Source organism: Streptomyces albipurpureus (assembly GCF_023701525.1).
Classification (GTDB): Bacteria; Actinomycetota; Actinomycetes; order Streptomycetales; family Streptomycetaceae; genus Streptomyces; species Streptomyces albipurpureus.
Genome location: NZ_JAMQAW010000007.1, coordinates 245,332 through 261,447 on the forward strand (window position 1 = coordinate 245,332; position 16,116 = coordinate 261,447).

Annotated in this window: 12 protein-coding genes; 6 read left to right on the forward strand and 6 right to left on the reverse strand. The window is 68.2% G+C overall.

Features of this window, described 5'->3' with window-relative positions:
* Positions 1-36 precede the first annotated feature (36 nt).
* The gene (locus NBG84_RS08215; protein WP_250918625.1) at positions 37-861 is read left to right on the forward strand and encodes a GNAT family N-acetyltransferase; all 825 of its coding nucleotides are present in this window, start codon (positions 37-39) and stop codon (positions 859-861) included.
* Here the strand turns inward: NBG84_RS08215 and NBG84_RS08220 are convergent.
* Positions 858-1,109, reverse strand: coding sequence for a hypothetical protein (locus NBG84_RS08220; protein ID WP_250918626.1), 252 nt, complete (start codon positions 1,107-1,109; stop codon positions 858-860). The two genes, NBG84_RS08215 and NBG84_RS08220, sit on opposite strands and share 4 nt — an antisense overlap.
* A gap of 450 nt (positions 1,110-1,559) precedes the next feature.
* Here NBG84_RS08220 and NBG84_RS08225 point away from each other — a divergent pair, with 450 nt between their 5' ends.
* Positions 1,560-2,420 carry an SDR family oxidoreductase gene (locus tag NBG84_RS08225; protein WP_250918627.1) on the forward strand — a complete coding sequence of 287 codons (861 nt, stop codon included), beginning with the start codon at positions 1,560-1,562 and terminating at the stop codon, positions 2,418-2,420.
* 275 nt (positions 2,421-2,695) lie between these two features.
* On the opposite strand, the gene NBG84_RS08230 is transcribed toward NBG84_RS08225, so the two are convergent.
* The gene (locus NBG84_RS08230) at positions 2,696-7,189 is read right to left on the reverse strand and encodes a caspase, EACC1-associated type (protein ID WP_250918628.1); all 4,494 of its coding nucleotides are present in this window, start codon (positions 7,187-7,189) and stop codon (positions 2,696-2,698) included.
* 2 nt (positions 7,190-7,191) lie between these two features.
* Positions 7,192-7,653 (reverse strand): effector-associated constant component EACC1, encoded by a 462-nt coding sequence (locus tag NBG84_RS08235; protein WP_250918629.1) that lies wholly within the window; start codon positions 7,651-7,653, stop codon positions 7,192-7,194.
* Positions 7,654-8,104: 451 nt separating this feature from the next.
* On the opposite strand from NBG84_RS08235, the gene NBG84_RS08240 reads away from it, so the two are divergent.
* Entirely contained in the window at positions 8,105-8,416 is a 312-nt protein-coding gene (locus NBG84_RS08240; protein WP_250918630.1) for a transposase, read from the forward strand.
* Positions 8,417-8,441: 25 nt separating this feature from the next.
* Here NBG84_RS08240 and NBG84_RS08245 read toward each other — a convergent pair whose 3' ends face one another.
* Complete coding sequence (locus NBG84_RS08245; RefSeq protein ID WP_250918631.1) at positions 8,442-8,729, reverse strand: hypothetical protein; 288 nt, start codon at positions 8,727-8,729, stop codon at positions 8,442-8,444.
* Between the two features lie 1,038 nt (positions 8,730-9,767).
* Between NBG84_RS08245 and NBG84_RS08250 the strand changes: the two genes are divergently transcribed.
* Both NBG84_RS08250 and NBG84_RS08255 read left to right on the forward strand, forming a co-directional pair.
* Complete coding sequence (locus tag NBG84_RS08250; protein WP_250918632.1) at positions 9,768-10,253, forward strand: hypothetical protein; 486 nt, start codon at positions 9,768-9,770, stop codon at positions 10,251-10,253.
* An 86-nt stretch (positions 10,254-10,339) separates the two neighbouring features.
* Positions 10,340-12,454, forward strand: coding sequence for a tetratricopeptide repeat protein (locus tag NBG84_RS08255; protein ID WP_250918633.1), 2,115 nt, complete (start codon positions 10,340-10,342; stop codon positions 12,452-12,454).
* A gap of 451 nt (positions 12,455-12,905) precedes the next feature.
* On the opposite strand, the gene NBG84_RS08260 is transcribed toward NBG84_RS08255, so the two are convergent.
* Entirely contained in the window at positions 12,906-13,412 is a 507-nt protein-coding gene (locus NBG84_RS08260) for a DUF6624 domain-containing protein (protein WP_250918634.1), read from the reverse strand.
* A gap of 558 nt (positions 13,413-13,970) precedes the next feature.
* Between NBG84_RS08260 and NBG84_RS08265 the strand changes: the two genes are divergently transcribed.
* Entirely contained in the window at positions 13,971-14,141 is a 171-nt protein-coding gene (locus NBG84_RS08265; RefSeq protein ID WP_250918635.1) for a hypothetical protein, read from the forward strand.
* A 278-nt stretch (positions 14,142-14,419) separates the two neighbouring features.
* On the opposite strand, the gene NBG84_RS08270 is transcribed toward NBG84_RS08265, so the two are convergent.
* A partial coding sequence (locus NBG84_RS08270; protein ID WP_250918636.1) for a DUF7927 domain-containing protein occupies positions 14,420-16,116 on the reverse strand: 1,697 nt, incomplete at its 5' end.

Here is a 16,116-nt window from a genome sequence, read left to right on the forward strand (position 1 = left end):
GTGTCCCCGGCCAAGCGCTCCCCCATGATGGAAGACATGGCGACCCAGAACACGGTGAAAGCCCGAGCACTACGCCAACGCCTCGCCGGGCGGGCCTGGCGCTGGCCATTCATCGTCGAGCTCACCGTCCGCTACCGAGCAGGGTTCGCCTACCTCGACGCGCTGCTCGACAGCGGCGACGAACTCCCGCTGTGCCGCCTGCGCGACACTGGCGACCCCGACCTGTGGGGTTTCGCCCTCTACACCGTCAGCACCGGCCGCTACGAGGACGCCGTGCTGCCTACCGGCCACCCGGCCGGAACCCCCGAGGAAGCTCTTGACTGGTCCTGCGGCCTGTATCTCGGCGTCCCGGTCACAGCACGCCTCGCACGAGGGGAGGACCTCACCGCTGCGGTGGGCATCTGGCGCCAAGCCAACACCGCGCGCGGACGACCGCCCACCAAGCAGCGCGTCGCCCGGGTAGCGGACAAGCTCGCCGATCCCGATGCCCTCGTCCTGGTGGCCTCGGTCGGCGATGAGGTGCTCGGCATGGCCTTGGCCGAACCGGGGCGCGACCAGGACGGCCACGGCGGACGGATGGAGGAGCTGTGCCACATCTCCATGGTTTTCGTCCACCCCGACCACTGGGGGCGACGCATAGGCCTGCTTCTCCTCGAAGGCATCTCAGGGCACGCCAAGAGGCAGGGGTACACACACCTCCAGGTATGGACCGGGGAGAGCAACGACCGGGCACAACACCTCTACCGACGTGCTGGCTTCACTCCCAGCGGACGCACCCTCCTCCTCGGCAGCGGGGAACCGGTACTCCATCTCGCCCGCCCTGCCTCACTCCCCCCAACGATCGACGCGGTACCGCGCTAGGTCGGCCGGGGCAGCGGGAAGAGGGCAGCCTTGTGGGCGGATGGGAGGGCGTCCACTCCGAGCAGACCCGCGATCGGGTAGCGACGGCGGACGGCCAGCAGGGCGAGGACTACCGTGCCCAGAAGAATCTGAACCTCCCTGGGGAGCGAACCGATCAGACCCCAGTCAAGGTGCGGGTCGGAGAGCATCAGCAGTGCACCGCCGATCACTTCGGCGAGCGCATGCCACAGGCCGCCGGATCTTCTCACCGGAAGCCGCGAAAGGACTGCGGGAGGTGAAGGTCATCAGCCCATGGCGAAAGGCCCGGCCGGCCCTGTAGACCGGTACCGCACCCACGACGCGTACGGCCGTACATCATGCCCGTACGCATCGAGGCGTCGGCCCGCACCGTGGGGCATCCGTGTAAGGCCGCTGTCCGCTGGTGAGTTCGGTAGGCCGCCCCGGGAAGAACCAGTCGGTACGGCCGGTCGTGGTGGTGGTGGTGGCCGGTGCATCGTTGACCCATCGGGAGTCCTGTGCCGAAGCCGTCGCTCTTCCGTGATATCGACCCGGCCCGGTGCTGCCGCCGGTGGCATGGCTTTGTCGGGTCCAGACGGACCGCTCAGAGCAACGATGAACGCGAGCGGACGCCCGCTGCATCCGGCTGCCTCGCACAGGGCCGCCGCGGCTCGACCGTGCACACCCCTACGGTGGCAGGCATGACAGTTCTGATCGTCGGCGGCAGCGGCTTCCTGGGAGCCGAGTTGGTCCGGCAGGCGAGAACCGCTGGGCACACGACCGCCGCGACCTACGCGACTGGGCCCGGCGACGCCGCGCCCGATTCCTGGCACCACCTTGACCTGCGGAACCTGGAAAGCCTGAACGCCCTGATGGCTGAGGTGAACCCGCGGCTCGTCATCAACGCATCGAGCGGTGACGCCGACTGGGCGGTCACGGCACAGGGGCCCATCCACCTCGCGTTGGCGGCGGCCAGACACGAAACCCGCATGGTGCACGTCTCCAGTGACGCGGTCTTCTCCGGCATCGGCCGGACACGCTACGACGAGACCAGCCTTCCCGACCCCCTCACCCCGTACGGCGCGGCCAAGGCGGCCGCAGAGACCGCAGTGCTCGCCGTACACTCCCAAGCCGTGGTCGCCCGCACCTCGCTCATCATCGGCCACGGGCGTTCCGTACACGAACGACTGGTCCACCAGCTCGCCTCCGGCACCCGCGAAGGCGCCCTGTTCACCGACGACTTCCGCTGTCCGGTGCATGTCACCGACCTGGCCGACGCACTCCTGGAACTGGCGTCCAGCGACGCGTCCGGCATTCACCACCTCGCGGGGACCGATGCTCTCAGCCGCCACGAACTCGGCGTCCTCATCGCCCTGCGCGACGGTCTCGACGCCTCCCGCCTGCCCACCGGACTACGGGCCGACAGCAGACTTCCCGGAGCCCTCGACGTACGCCTCGACAGCCGGGCCACCCAGCGACAACTACACACCACGCTCCGCGGCGCCCGACAATTCCTGCGCGACTCGATCTCAGGTGAACGGCGTCGTCGGACAGTGCCGTGAGGACGACGTGTGCGCTCAACTGAGATGCTTGCCGGCCCAGGTGCCGGGCGGCCCCGTCGCGACCCATGGGGTGTGCGGGATTCGCTGGCTGTCGTGCTCGCTTCCTCTGAGCCGGTCGGTGGCGAGCTGCGGGCGGTTGACCCGGCCGAAGTGCTCGGACAGCACACCGGTGCGGTCGGAGACCAGACGACCGGCTCGTAACGAACCGTCCTCTACGCCGCCGTACCCACGGTGAGATCACCTTGGGAGGAGGGACCTGGTAGGCGTGATGCCTGTCAGTTGCAGGACGACTGGTGGTTCAGGTGCGGAAGCAGGGCGTTCCACTGCTTCCGCTCGACGCTGAGGGGGTGTGTGCGGCACAGCCGCTCGTGGATCCGTTCAGTGTGGAAATCCATCAGGTAGGTGAGTTCGGTTGAGTACCGTTCTTCGAACCGAGCGTCCGGGACCACGACCATGAATGGGCTTCCCCCAGGCAGCAGTGTCAGGCGCCCTACCTTGACCGTGGCGATCGCCGGCGTGCGCCATCTGCCGTCCTTCTCTGCTTTCCAGATGCGATAGGCGGGACCGGTCAGGACCCACTTCCCGTCCGGCGATGGGCTGATGTCGTCGAGGGCCTGGTCGAAGCGCCTCTCGTCCATCTTCCGTGGCTTGAACGGGTTGCTCGCGTCCCAGAAGTTCACCGTTCCGTCGATGAGTGTTGTCGCCAGGAGGCTTTTTCCAACGGGCATGTAGCCGCCGGACGCGGCGGGCAGTAGAGCCGCCTTCCGCGGGTTGCGGATGTCGCGCATGTCCCAGAGCTGGGTCTGCTGCATGGGAGCGTCGTGCATCAGAAGTCGGGCCGAGGGCACATAGCCCGACTTTCCGACGGCCGCGTCTTTGAGTAGACGACCTCTGACCGGCCTGGCGGGGTCAGTGAGATCCCAGATGCGCAGATCAGGGACCCGCCCCTGTGCTGGATCGCCCCGGTCGGCAATCGCGAACCCCCGTTCGCCCAGGAAGAACATGCTCTCCCACCCCGTGACCGCCACCGCGGGGAGCGTTGCGCGCGCCACTGGGCGGTGGATGTTCCCTATGTCCCACACGTCAACGGTGTCCGCGGCTCTCCCGCCGAGAACCAGGAGCCTGCCGTCCGCGGACACCGCGGTGCGCATATCCTCGGCTTTCACTGAGATTTCTGCCCCCGGCACGGGAGGTCTGTTTCCGTCCTTGCCGAAGTCCCACAGGCGGAAGGCATGGTTGTCCGTGCCATCCGTCCATCGGTGTGCCATCAGTAGGGGACGGTCGGTCCCCGGAAGGAAGTAGCGGGCTTCCCAGGGCTTGGGCAGTGTGAACCGCAGACTCGGATCGTCCCCGTCGGCCGTGTCCGCTTTACTGAGATCCCAGACCTGGGTGGTGTCTGCGCTCTTGGCGACCAGGAGCTTCCCGTCACCACTGATGGGGCTGGTCCCTGGGTCGCCGTCGGTCATGGCGCCTGTGACCTGGAGTGCGGGTGCGCGATGCGGCCAGATCCGTATCCTGCCGCCCACATCGCCCACGGCGAGATGGCGGCCGTCTGGGCTGTAAACCAGGGATTGCGCCGGTTCGCTCGCGAGTGCCGTGCCCAGTTCGGCCTGTGAGGCGAGTAGTTTCGCGCCGGTGGCGACAGTTTTCCGGAGTAGGGCGCCCCCGTTCCCCTCCCCGTTGTACGCGGCGGCGATCCTTTCCCCGTCTGGACGAAAGCTCAGTGAGGTCAGGTCGCCCAGCCCTCCCCACGTGCTGTTCCACTCGTTTTCGGGCTTGACTTCCTTGAGTTCGCTGTCGCTTCCAACCGTCCACCAGGCCATCTTCCCTTCCGCGCCGGTGGCGACCAGCAGATCCCGAGTCGGGTGGGCGGCGACCGCCATCACCGAGGCAGTGGTGACCGTGTCCAGTAATCGTGCTCGCGCAGGATCACGGGCGTCCCACAACCGCACTTCGGCAGGTCGCTGTGCAGCCTTCCCGCTGATCCCGTTGCCCGTGACCAGCAGGCCGTCGCGGCGGAACGCAAGCGAGATCAGTGCGGTGGCAGCCACCGGGCGGTCCGTACGCAGCAGCGGCGACGAAGGGTTGGACACGTCCCAGAGCCTCAGGCGTCCCTCTTCGCTCCCCGCCGCAAGCGTGCGGCCGTCCGGAGCGAACCCCACGGCATATGTGATGCCTTCAGCGATACGTCGCCCGGCGAGCCGCTTGGGCCGCTGGGGGTCGGCGGCGTCCCACAGGAGGAGTTCGGTAGCGGTCTGCGCTGCCAGCAGACGCGTGCGCGGGTGAAAGGCGATGGCGGTGCTGCCCTTCAGCTTCAGCGTCCCCGCCTTCACGGGCACGTTTCGGCGGGAGGTGTCCCACAGTTGCACCCGTCCGCCGCGGTGGCTGGCAGCCAGTACATCTCCGTCTCGGCTGTAGGCGACGTTGAGCACCGGTTCCCGATTTCCACCCCAGACCTCGACCGGCGTGTGCGTCAGATACGACGTGTAGAGGCTCGACCGAGTGGCATACGTCTCTGCCGTGCGGTAGGCCGCCAGGCTGAGCCGCAGCGCCGTCTGCGGATCGCGCTCGCGCAAGGCGTCGGCCTGCGCCGCCACCTGGTTGGCGCGCAGGACGGTCTCGCGGCGTTCCGCCTCCCGCTGGGCGTCGCGTGCCTCCGCGGCAAGCATCGTGGCGAGCAGGGCGAGCACGGCCAGGGCGGACAACCCGGCGCGACGCAGTTTTACGGAGCGGCGCTCCGAGCGATGACTTGCGTTGAGGAACTCCCGTTCGACGGGCCGTGTCGGGAGCGTGCCAGCGCTCCCGGCGAGTTGGGTGCGCGCCGCCGCCAGCTGGTCCCCTTTGTACAGTCCGCTCTGCGGACGCCCTGCCTCCTGCCAACCGTCGGCCGCCTCGCCAAGCCTTCGGCGTGCGAGCAGACCGACGCGGTCGTCCGCGATCCACTCCCGCAGTTGTGGCCAGGCATGGAGCAGGGAGTCGTGACACAGCTGGGCCTCGTCTTGATCGACGACGACGAGCCGAGCCTCGACGAGCCGTCCCACCAGGTCGGCGACCTGGTCGAGTTCCCGTGCGGGGACGCGGCGGCGCACCGTGCGCCCGCTGTCACCGACGACCAGAACCATCCGCAGCAGCAGGTCCCGCAGCCGGATTCGATCGTCGTCACCGAGCGTGTCGTGGATCTGGTCGGCGGTTCGGGCGACGGAGGCGCGGATACCGCCCACGGCCTGGTACGCGGAGAAGGTGAGGGTGGTACCGCGGCGGCCGGCCCAGGTCTGACGCAGGGCGTGGGCAAGGAACGGCAGCGTGACCGCGTCGCCCTCGGCGGCCCGCTCCTGACGCAGTTCGCTAAGGATGTGATCGCACAGCCCGTCTTCCAGGCGCAGCCCTGAGTGCTCCGCGGGCCGTTCCACAGCTGCTCGCAGGTCGTCGTCGGACATGGCGGTGACGGTGAACTGGCCGGCCCTGATGATCGCGGCGAGCCTCGCGTCGTTCAGGCCCTGGTCGTAGAAGTCGGCGCGCAGACCGAGGACGATGCGGGGACCGTCCGAGCCTGCCCCGGACAGGGCGCGGACGAACAGCTCACGCTCCTCCACGTCCTGGCACTGGGTGAAGATCTCCTCGAATTGGTCGATCACCAGCACGCGGGGTCCGGTGTGGCCGAACCGTCCGGTGCCCAGCTCGCTCTCCACCTCGGCGAACGGCCGACCCACCGCTGAGGCCCAGCTCTCCACAAGCGTATGGAACGGTCGCGCGCCGGGGGCCGGGACCAGCACCACCCCCCGACCTTCCAGACCCGCTACGAGACCCGCCCTGAGGAGGGAGGACTTGCCGGCTCCCGAGGCACCCACCACGACAACCGGCCCCGTGTAGGGGTCAGCAGTCACCCGGGCCACCAGGTTGCGCGTCAAGTCGTCGCGGCCGAAGAAGAGATGGTGCTGCTCGGGCAGGAACGGTCGCATTCCGGGGTACGGACATGGGCCGCCGCCCTGCTCCGGCCCGGTGTCGACAGCAGCGTCGTGGACGAGCCTTCCGGGGTTGCGGACCAGGATGAGGTCGGAGGCCCGACCGACGCCATCCGAGTGCGGTCGGACGGCACTGCCCTGGAAGCGGTGGTCGAGTATCCGGTAGAGATCGAGGAGGGTGAACCAGGCTGGTCCGCCCGGATCACCTTCCTTCAACAGCCGCAGCAACTCTCCGCTGAAGAGCGTGTGGACCGCGTCCGCGGGCGCGAACGAAGCGGCGTAGTGCGTTGCTGAGGCGAGGAGAAAACTCCCCTCGGGGCGGGCGGAGGCCAGGACTTCGCGGTATGACTCCTGCGGGGCGGTTTGGGCGAGGCCCGAGAAGCAGCAGTCGAGGATGACGACGGTGCTGGCGGTGGCTTCACCGAGCCGTTTGCTCACCTGGTCGTAGGGGACGGCCTGGACGGTGTCATCTGCCGAGACCGTTCCCGATGTCGCGAGATACAGCTGCCGTCCGGGCCCGATCAGACCATGGCCGATGAAGTAGAAGAGGACGACTCCGCCCTCGGAGGCGTCGATCGCGACCTGCACGGCGGCAAGGACCTCGGTGGGCCCCCGCGCGTCGATGATCTCGGTGACCCTGCCGTCCATACCGCATTCCTCCCGCAGCACCGCGGCAATAGCCCGCGCCGAGCGAGCGGCCCCCGGTAGATCCGATAGCGGTACGCGGCCACCCTTGCCGTACCGGCCCGTCCCGACCACGATCGCATGGCAGTTGGTGCTGCTGAAGTCCCCCCGCTGAACCCCCATGATCAGTTCCGCTCCGCCGTTCCCAGCTGCCGGCCTTCCTGCCCGTCCGCAGGCACGGCGGGTTGCGCGGGCTGCTGAAGTGCCTCTGCCACCCGCTGCGCGAGATCACCGGTTCCCTCCGCTGTCAGCCCACGCACCCGCTCGGACGTGACCGTCACCTGGGTGCCGTCAGGCTGGGTGATCGTCACGGTCTGGTTGCCCCGCCTGCTCTGCAACCAGGCGACGACAGCCGCAGCCACGGCGGCCGTGAGCCCGCCGGGCGTCAGCAGCAGCGGTATGAGCTCGGCCGCTCCCCCACTCATCCCGCCGGGAGCGGGCGGGCCGGACCGTGACTGACCGATGGCGCACCGCAGTTCCGGATTCCGCCGCAGCCACTGGCGTAGATCGTCCGTCTCAGCGGGTCCGCCGCTGACCTCCAGGGTGCACTTCCCATCTCTTCCTGCTACTTCGGGCGAGTCGGCCATGAGCTCTCCTTGATCACTACCTGAATCGAACTACTCCCTTGATAAGGGGGACCTGACACCCGCAGTCCCATCTCGCTGCGAATGGCCTGATTACGGTCAAGGGTGGCCCGGAACTGCCAGCTACCACGACCATGTGAAACAGTCTGCAACAACGTGGGAAATCGCCCGTTGCCCTCACCGGGGCGTCCAATGTGTTCGGCCAAGGTCGAAGGCCCGTACGTTCGTGTGGTCCAGGGCGGGCCCAGCCGTAGGGGTGTGAAGGAGCGTTGGCCAGGCCACGATCAAGCTCACGAGTGACCAGGCACTGGTGCTGTCGCACAACACGGAACGAAGTGCGTGAACAGCGCGATGCAGGTGTCCGAGATGTGATGGTAGGACATACCTCCCGGTTTCCGATACCGGACCCTGGTCTGGGCGAGCCGGTTGTCGACGCGTCGAGCGGGAGAAGGCGATGACGCTCAAGCCTCTGCTCACGAACGCGGTGATCTTCCACAGTGCCCTGGACATCGCCGAGATCGTTTCGCCAGTCAGCGGAGAGGAGAGAGTGGGAGACCGACCCCGAAGACCGGTCCACATCCCGCCTTACCAGACCGGGCACATCAAGCGGTACGGCGAGTACAGCACGCACGAACTCGGCATGGACAAGCTGCTCGCCCTGAGGCTGCCGATACGATGCCGTGTCCGCGCTCCCCCACACCACCAGGGCGAGCCGCTGCCTCGCACAGCCGAAGGGGCGTCGGAAACCATGGGATGCGGCATCTAACGCCCCTTCAGCCTTCCCGGGCTATCTATGCATAGCCGGTTTCCCACTCAGAGCAGGGGTCCCAGAAACTGTCTTCGACGCAGATCCGGAACTTCACCGCCCGCCCCTCGCCGAAGTTGTGGTCGAAGGTCACCGGGACACCAACCGCGGACACACCATGATGGGTCCCCTCCTGTAGTTGCCCATTGATCTTGATGTACTTGTACTCCAGGTAGGTACGGCCGGAGTACGTCTGATTCGACTTCTTGGTCAGGATGAACTTGTCGCCACTTGCCTTGAAGTAGCCGCGAGCTACGAACTCGCCACCCTCCATGAGATCAGCGTAGGCGTCATGCCCCAGCACTCCTACCGTGCTTGATACTGATGCGTCTGAGTCAGCGGCAGCTGGCACCACGGCCAAACCTCCGACGAGTGCTGCAGTGGCAGCACCGATCGTCAGCATGCGTCGTATGCGCATGTTTCCCCTCCACCTCTGTTGTTCGCCCTTCGACGACTTCCCGGGACCGAAACCGAGAACGGCTGGGACACGACCCATGAGATCCACGTTCGCTTTCGGGATCAGCCAGGACGAGTACGGTCACGTCCCTTCATGCTGGTGAAACCAGAAAGGGAAGCAATGGTCGAGGGCTGTCCCGGACAGGGCACGGATGTCCGGCCTGGTCAGAAGACTGTTCGAGACATGTCCGGGAGAGGCGGCCTCAGTAGATGCCGGATCAACTGCGGCAGAGCCGGAAGGAGTCAACGGGTGGGGAACCGAACGGGCGGCCGCGCCGGGGAACGGATCTGGCGTCGGGCGGTAAAGCGGTGCCCAGCGGGCCGCGTTCGCGTGTGACGTTGTCGGGGGCTGGTCGGCCGTGGGCTGATAGGCGACGAGTCGCTCGCGCAGGAAATCTCCCCAGCATGCGGCCACCGCGTCGAAGGGCGGCCAGGTCTCCCTTCTCCAGCCGCCGGGTGGCCGCCTTGCCCTCCCCGCAGCAGGTGGGTGCCGACGTTGTGCCGGTATCTCACCACGGGCCCGTGTGAGGTGCTCGTCGGTTGACGCGCGGCTCCAGCCGGTCTCCGATGTGCCGGCGCAACTCGGCCGCGTGCGGAGTTGACCTTACGGGAGTGTCACACGTGCGGGTGAGTCCGAGGCGGTACGGCTGCGGTGTGTGAGACCTCGCGTGGATGCTCAACGAGTGTGGGCCGTGCTGAGTCGGACCTGGATGAACTGGTCGAGCCCTGGGCGCTGCTGAAGGGTGGGCAGCGGCTGGTGTCCGGCAAGCGGGGTCGCGACAGCGCGTAGGTGATGGCGTGATGTGGAAGGCCCTGGTGCCACCGTGTCCGCTGCCGATATCTCAGGAGGGTGGGAATGTTGCCGGAAACCATGACCGCGCTGGCGGCGGCGGGAGGAACAGCAGTGGTGCAGGCCGCGGGCACAGACGCGTGGGCGGAGTTCAGGCAGCGGGTCGCCCGCTGGCTCAGCCGGGGGAACGCACAGCGTGAGACCGCCGAACTGGAGCGCCTCGACCAGAGCGCAGACGCACTGGAAACAGCAGCGACGACCGGACTGACCGAGGCGGAGAGGGAGCACATCCGCCAGGAGTCGGGATGGCACGCCCGTATCGAGGCGCTGCTGGAGAGCCTGGATGTTACGGAGCAGAAGCAGGCTGCCGAGGAGTTGCGTGCGGTGCTGGCCCGGCACAGTGTTCCAGGTGGGGTGTCGGCCCACCAGGGTGGACTGGCCGTCGGCGCCAGCATGGGCATCAGCGCTGAGCAGGGCTCGATCGCGGCCGGCGTCATTCACGGAGGAGCTCACATCGGCCCCACTCCGTCGCCGGCTCCGTCCCAGGGCTGAACGGACCGGCCACCTCAAGCCCAGCACCCTCGACCGCGGGTACCGGTAGTCCCGAGATCGGCACAGTCCACGCCGTCCACCACAGCGTGGCGATCGGCAGCACCGGTCAGGTCAACTACCATGCCGCGCCCCGAACGCCTGCCGGCTGGCCGCGCCAGGTCGGTGTGATCCCTTCTCGCGCGCAGTCCTTCCGGCACCGCGCCCAGGCCGGATGGCTACGGTCCACTGTCGGCGGCGCCGGCGCACTGGGGCAGGTCCTGACCGGCATGGGCGGAGTGGGCAAGACCCAACTCGCCGCCGACTACGCCCGCACCGCCTGGCAGAACGGCAGCCTGGACGTACTCGTCTGGGTCACCGCCAGCACCCGCTGGGCGGTGGTGACCGGGTACGCCCAGGCCGGCATCGAACTGTGCCTGGCCGAACCCGGCGATCCCGAACTGGCCGCGCGGACCTTTCTGGCCTGGCTGACCCCGAAGGCCGGGGCCCGACCGTGTCGATGGCTGATCGTCCTGGACGATCTCGCCGACCCTGACGACCTACGCGGCCTGTGGCCGCCGGCCGATCCGAACGGCCGGACCCTGGTCACCACCCGCCGCCGCGACGCCGCCCTGGCCGGGGGAGACCGTCGCCGGATCGAGGTCGGCCTGTTCACCGAGGCCGAAGCCGTCGCCTACCTCACCCACTCCCTGGCCACCCACGGTCGACACGCGCCCGCAGACCAGCTCACCGCCCTCACGCGCGACCTCGGCCGGCTGCCCCTGGCTCTCTCCCAGGCAACCGCCTACCTCATCGACTCCGGCGATGACGTGACCACCTACCGGTCCCTGCTGGCGGACCGCGCCACCACACTCGCCGACACCGCGCCCGACCAACTCCCCGACGAACAGGCACTCCCCCTGTTCGCAGCCTGGTCCCTCTGCATCGACCGCGCCGATACGCTGCGCCCCGCCGGCCTGGCCCGCCCCATGCTCCACCTGGCCGCCCTGCTCGATCCCCACGGCATCCCCCAGACAGTCCTGACCAGCCCGCCCGTCCTCAACCACCTCACCCGACATCGCACCCGTACGCATCAGGCCGGCGTCGGCGAACCGGGACCGGTCTCCCACCGGGACGCCGTGCGTGCCCTGCGCGCCCTGCACCGGCTCAGCCTCATCGACCACACCCCCGACACCCCTCACCAGGCTGTCCGCGTTCACCAGCTCATCCAGCGCGCCACCCGTGACACCCTCACCCCCGACCAGCACGACCAGCTCACCCTCATTGCCGCCGACAGCCTCACCACCGCCTGGCCCGACATCGAACGCGACACCACCCTCACCCAAGCCCTGCGCGCCAACACCACCGCCCTCGCCCGTACCGCCGAAGACGCCCTGTACCGACCAGCCCCCCACGCGCTGCTCTTGCGCATCGGCACCAGTCTCGGCGAGAGCGGCCGCCTCACTGCCGCCCGCGACCACTTCGAGCACCTGGCCACCACCACCCGCCAACACATCGGCCCAGACCACCCCGACACCCTCAACGCCCTCCAAGCCCAGGCTCACTGGCAGGCCATCGCCGGCGACCCGGACGGCGCCGTCGCGGCCTTTGGCCAGCTACTGCCCGACTTCGAGCGCGTACTGGGACCAGACCACCCCAACACCCTGTGCATCCGCCTCAACCTCGCTTACTGGCGGGGGGAAGCAGGGGATCCGGCCGGTGCGGCCACCGCGTTCGAGCAAATATCGGCAGACTGCGAGCGCGCCCTGGGACCCGACCACATCCACACCCTGACCGCTCGCAAAGACATCGCCCTCTGGCAGGGCGTGACTGGGGACGCGGCCGGTGCGGCGGCGGCGTTTGAGCAGGTATCAGCCGACTGCGAGCGCATCCTGGGACCCGACCACCTCTATACCCTCACCACCCGCAGCTACCTCGCCCGCTGGCAGGGAGAGGCCGACAGCACGGCCGGTGCAGCGGCGTTCGCCCAACTGCTGGCCAACTGGGAGCGGGTCCAGGGGCCGGACCACCCTGACATCCTGACCGCCCGCAGGGACCTCGCCGTGCTCTATGGGTTGACTGGCGACGCGGTCGGTACGGCCGCCGCGTTCGAGCAGGTATCAGCGGACTGCGAACGGCTCCTGGGACCCGACCACCCCGACACCCTGACCACCCGCGACCACCTCGCCAGGCAGCGGCTCAGGACACAGAAGCGCTACTGCTGATCTATCGACCGTTGGGGCACAGGAGCCCCCTCGCCCCTCTTGCGACCCAACGGACCGATATCCTCCCGGGATAGGCACATGTGTCCACCATGGGCGACGGCGCTTTCGATGTTTGAGACGCGTTCCCGTGCATACCGTCACCGCGTCAGGTCCCCCCTGGCGGGCCTTCTGGCCGTTGGGGTCGGCGCCCGCGCAGCGGCCGGTCATAGCTGCGTATCGACAGCCATACGTGTGCGATCCCACAGCGGAGTCTGCGGATTCGTCTTCGACCCGGGGCAATGAGCCTCGAAGTCACGAAGTCACAACGTTGAGGCCAGCGGGCCTGCGCTCCGGGAGGGCTTCAGACTCCAGGCCGCTGTGTTTTGAATCCCCCAGAGCGCTGGAGCCTGCCGACAAATCATGTGACCGGCGGCAGGTGAGCCTTGGGGTGCGATCCGCCGGACGGTTGGCATCAGGCCATCGAGAACTTGGCAACGTACTCGTCGAAGGGTTCAATGCCGACTTCCGCGCGCAGTTCGTCCATGCGCCCCGGCTCTTGGCAGGGCCACGGAACCGGTGCCCCGTCCTTCATGCCGGCGATCTGAGTGCCGTAGACCTGACTGCGGCCCTCATTGACCAGTGTGCGGTCACGAAGAAAGGCTAGCTCGCGCGGGCTGGCCGAGCCTGCCGACACCGCCTCTTGCAGCAGCTTCAGAGCGCGTCGCTGAATGTCGAGCTGCCGGTCGGCGTGCTGGGCGATGAGCCACGCTGCGCGGCCGGCCTCCTCGCCGACCAGTTCCGCCGTCGGCCAACCGTGCTCATCCATGATCTCGCCGAGTCGGTCACCATGCCGTGCGGTCAGATAGCGCCACGCCAACTGCTCGGCAGGGTCATCGCTGTTCGCGTGGACTGAGGACTGATGATCGGCCGCGGCCATGGCGGTGAGTTCCTCCGCCAGCGCGGCAACGTCGTGCGCCACTCTCGACTCCCAGGTCAGGTCGGTGTGTTGTGCTCATTCTCCGCAATCCTATGGATACATATCGGACGTAAAGATCATTCCGGAGGACGGTGACGGGCGCCTTCTCGGAACGCGATAATGGATCTAAGCCCGCGCCTGGGAACGCCCGAGTCCTCGTCGGGACGGCGGTGCCGGGGCATGGTTCTTTCCCGGGACTCGTAGTCGTGTCGTGCGGGCTCCGTCCGCCAAGAAGCCCGTGCACCTCCTCGCCGCCGGTACCAAGGGCATGGTCCCCGTCCGCCCCGGAGCCGAGGTACAGCCGGCGGAAGGACCCATAGGAGGCCGGGTTCCCCTCAGGCGTTGGGCGGCAGTGGCCGTACACCTGGTACGACATCACCCACTGCGGGAGACGGCGGAGTTCGGGCCCACCGTTCGCGCTTTCCGATCTCGACGGATGAGCGTCCAGTCGCTCCCCGTCCGTCTCGGCCTGAACCAGCGGGAGAACGAGCTCGTTCAGCCCGCTGACCACGCCGCCCCCAGCCCGAGGCGCCGGACGTCTGCGGGGACTTCGAGGTCTGCATGAGCCTCACGACGGAGCCGGACCCGCCCCTGGCGGACGAGGACAGACCGCGGGCTGCGCAGGCGTCGGATCGGGAGGGCATATCTCCGTCATTGGCGCTTGCCGCCCTCGTCGGCACCGTGGACCTGCTGCTGGCCAAGGCAGTCACCCATGTGTTCCATACCGTGTGAACGCCCCGACTTCTGATCCGCCCTGAGCCCGTCGGCCCTCCCGGAGGCGGATTCGGCATCCCAACTCCGTCGGCTCGGAGTCAGGTCGGCCCATCGTGGTCTGAAGCGATGTTCTCGGCCGGGGCCGTGGTTCCCGGTGCCCTGGGTACCCGCACGAGGGGCCGACCTGGGGTTGGTGGTGTGGTGGGTGTGGACGGCGAAAGACCTCCGGTGTGCGGGTGGGTTGGTGGCCCACTCGCTGCCGGAGGTCTTCTGCCGTGCTCTTGAAGGGTGTTGGGTCAGATGGCGGTGCGGGTCGAGCGTCGTCGCCTGACGGTGATGACTACTCCTGCGCCGCTGATGAGTGCGAGGAGTCCGAGTGCCGCGACGGCGGTGATGTTCGATCCGGTGGAGGCGAGCCAGGAAGAGGGCTTCGGCTTGTGCGGCTCGACCGGCGTCGTCACCGCGCAGGTGTCTCCTGCCATGTCGGACGGTTTGGCCGGGCATGCCTCGGGCTGCTTGCCGGGATCGGTCCCCGGATCGACGCTCGGGCCCGTACTCGTACTCGGCTCAGGGCTCGTGCTCGGATCGGGGCTCGTACTCGGATCGGGACTGGTGCTCGGGTCAGGACTCGGATCGGGACTGGTGCTCGGGTCAGGGCTGGTGCTCGTGCTGGTGGTGGGGCTTGGGCTGGGGTCGGGGCCGGGGTCGGTTTCTGGTTCGATGCCGATCGCGGTGACGCTGTTGACGATCTGGGCGTTCTTCTCGGTGGTTTTGGCGACGGTCACGGAGTAGGTGAGCTTCTCCGTTGCGCCGGCTTCGATGGGGGCGGACCAGAGGAAGCGGGTGTCGCCGATGACAACGGTTCCCGCGGTGGCCTTCGCGTCCTTGTTGTAGGTGGTGTGTTTGAGGACGCCGGTCATGTCGTCGGAGACGCTCGCCGGGTCGCCGGCGATGAAGTCGGCGTCACCGGTGTTCTGCGCGGTGACCGTGTAGGTGATGGTGTCACCGGGGCGTACGGGGCCCTTCTTGTCGACGGTCTTGGTGAAGCGGAGTTTCGGCACCGTGATGTCGGCGCAGGCGCTGGCGGTGGCGACCACGGTGTCCGTGGCGGACAGGGCGACGGCGTTGCCGTAGCCGCGTGCGTCGGCGGGTCCGCACTGGACGTCTTCCATGGTCAGGTCGGCCGCGTTCGCCCTCGCTGTCACGGTGATCCGGTACTCGCTGACCCCTGGCCCGTCCTGCGTCGCCGCGGGGACACGATCGGGCCCGGCCAGCACAGCGGTGTCCGGGGTGACAGCGACACCCTTGATGGTGTCGAGGCCCGCGGTGAACTCGGGGTTCACCTCCGCGTCACCCGCGTCAACACTGACCGCGAGGACCTTGGCCCCCTGGGGGAAGGCTAGTTCGTCCTGGAGTGTGTAGGCGAGCCCGGCGGCAGGCGCGGTGTGGGTGTTGGTGACGGTGATCAGATAGGGGATGTCCCAGCTTCCGTCGTCGTTGCGGACCGGCGCGCCCTCGACGCTCTTCGCGATGGCCGGTTTCACCGGCGCTGCGCAGGCGTCGGCGGTGCGGGTGGTTCCGTCGGTGAGGGTGAGTGTGGCCCGGTTGGCGAAGCCGCTGGCCGCGCCGTCGGTGCACAGTCCGGCGGCTGTTTCGGCCACGCCGTGGGCGTCGGCGGTCACGGTCACGGTCCACTGGTGGATGGCCGCACCCGGTAGTTCGGCACGATCCGCGATGGCACCGGAGCCGTCCCAACCGTCCCAGCCCTCGGGGCCGTTGGCGGTCTTGATGCCGTCGGGTGTGCCGGTCACCGCGGCACGGGTCACATCGATGCCCTCACCGAAGCGGAGATCGTCCGCGAGGCTGTAGGTGACCTCTCGGTCGGGGTTGGGGTTGGTCACCTCGAGTCCGTAGACCACCGTCCAGCGGCCGTCGTCGTTCTGGGTCGAGGAGCGGATGGTCTTGGTCAGCAGCGGTGCGAACCCATGGCTGG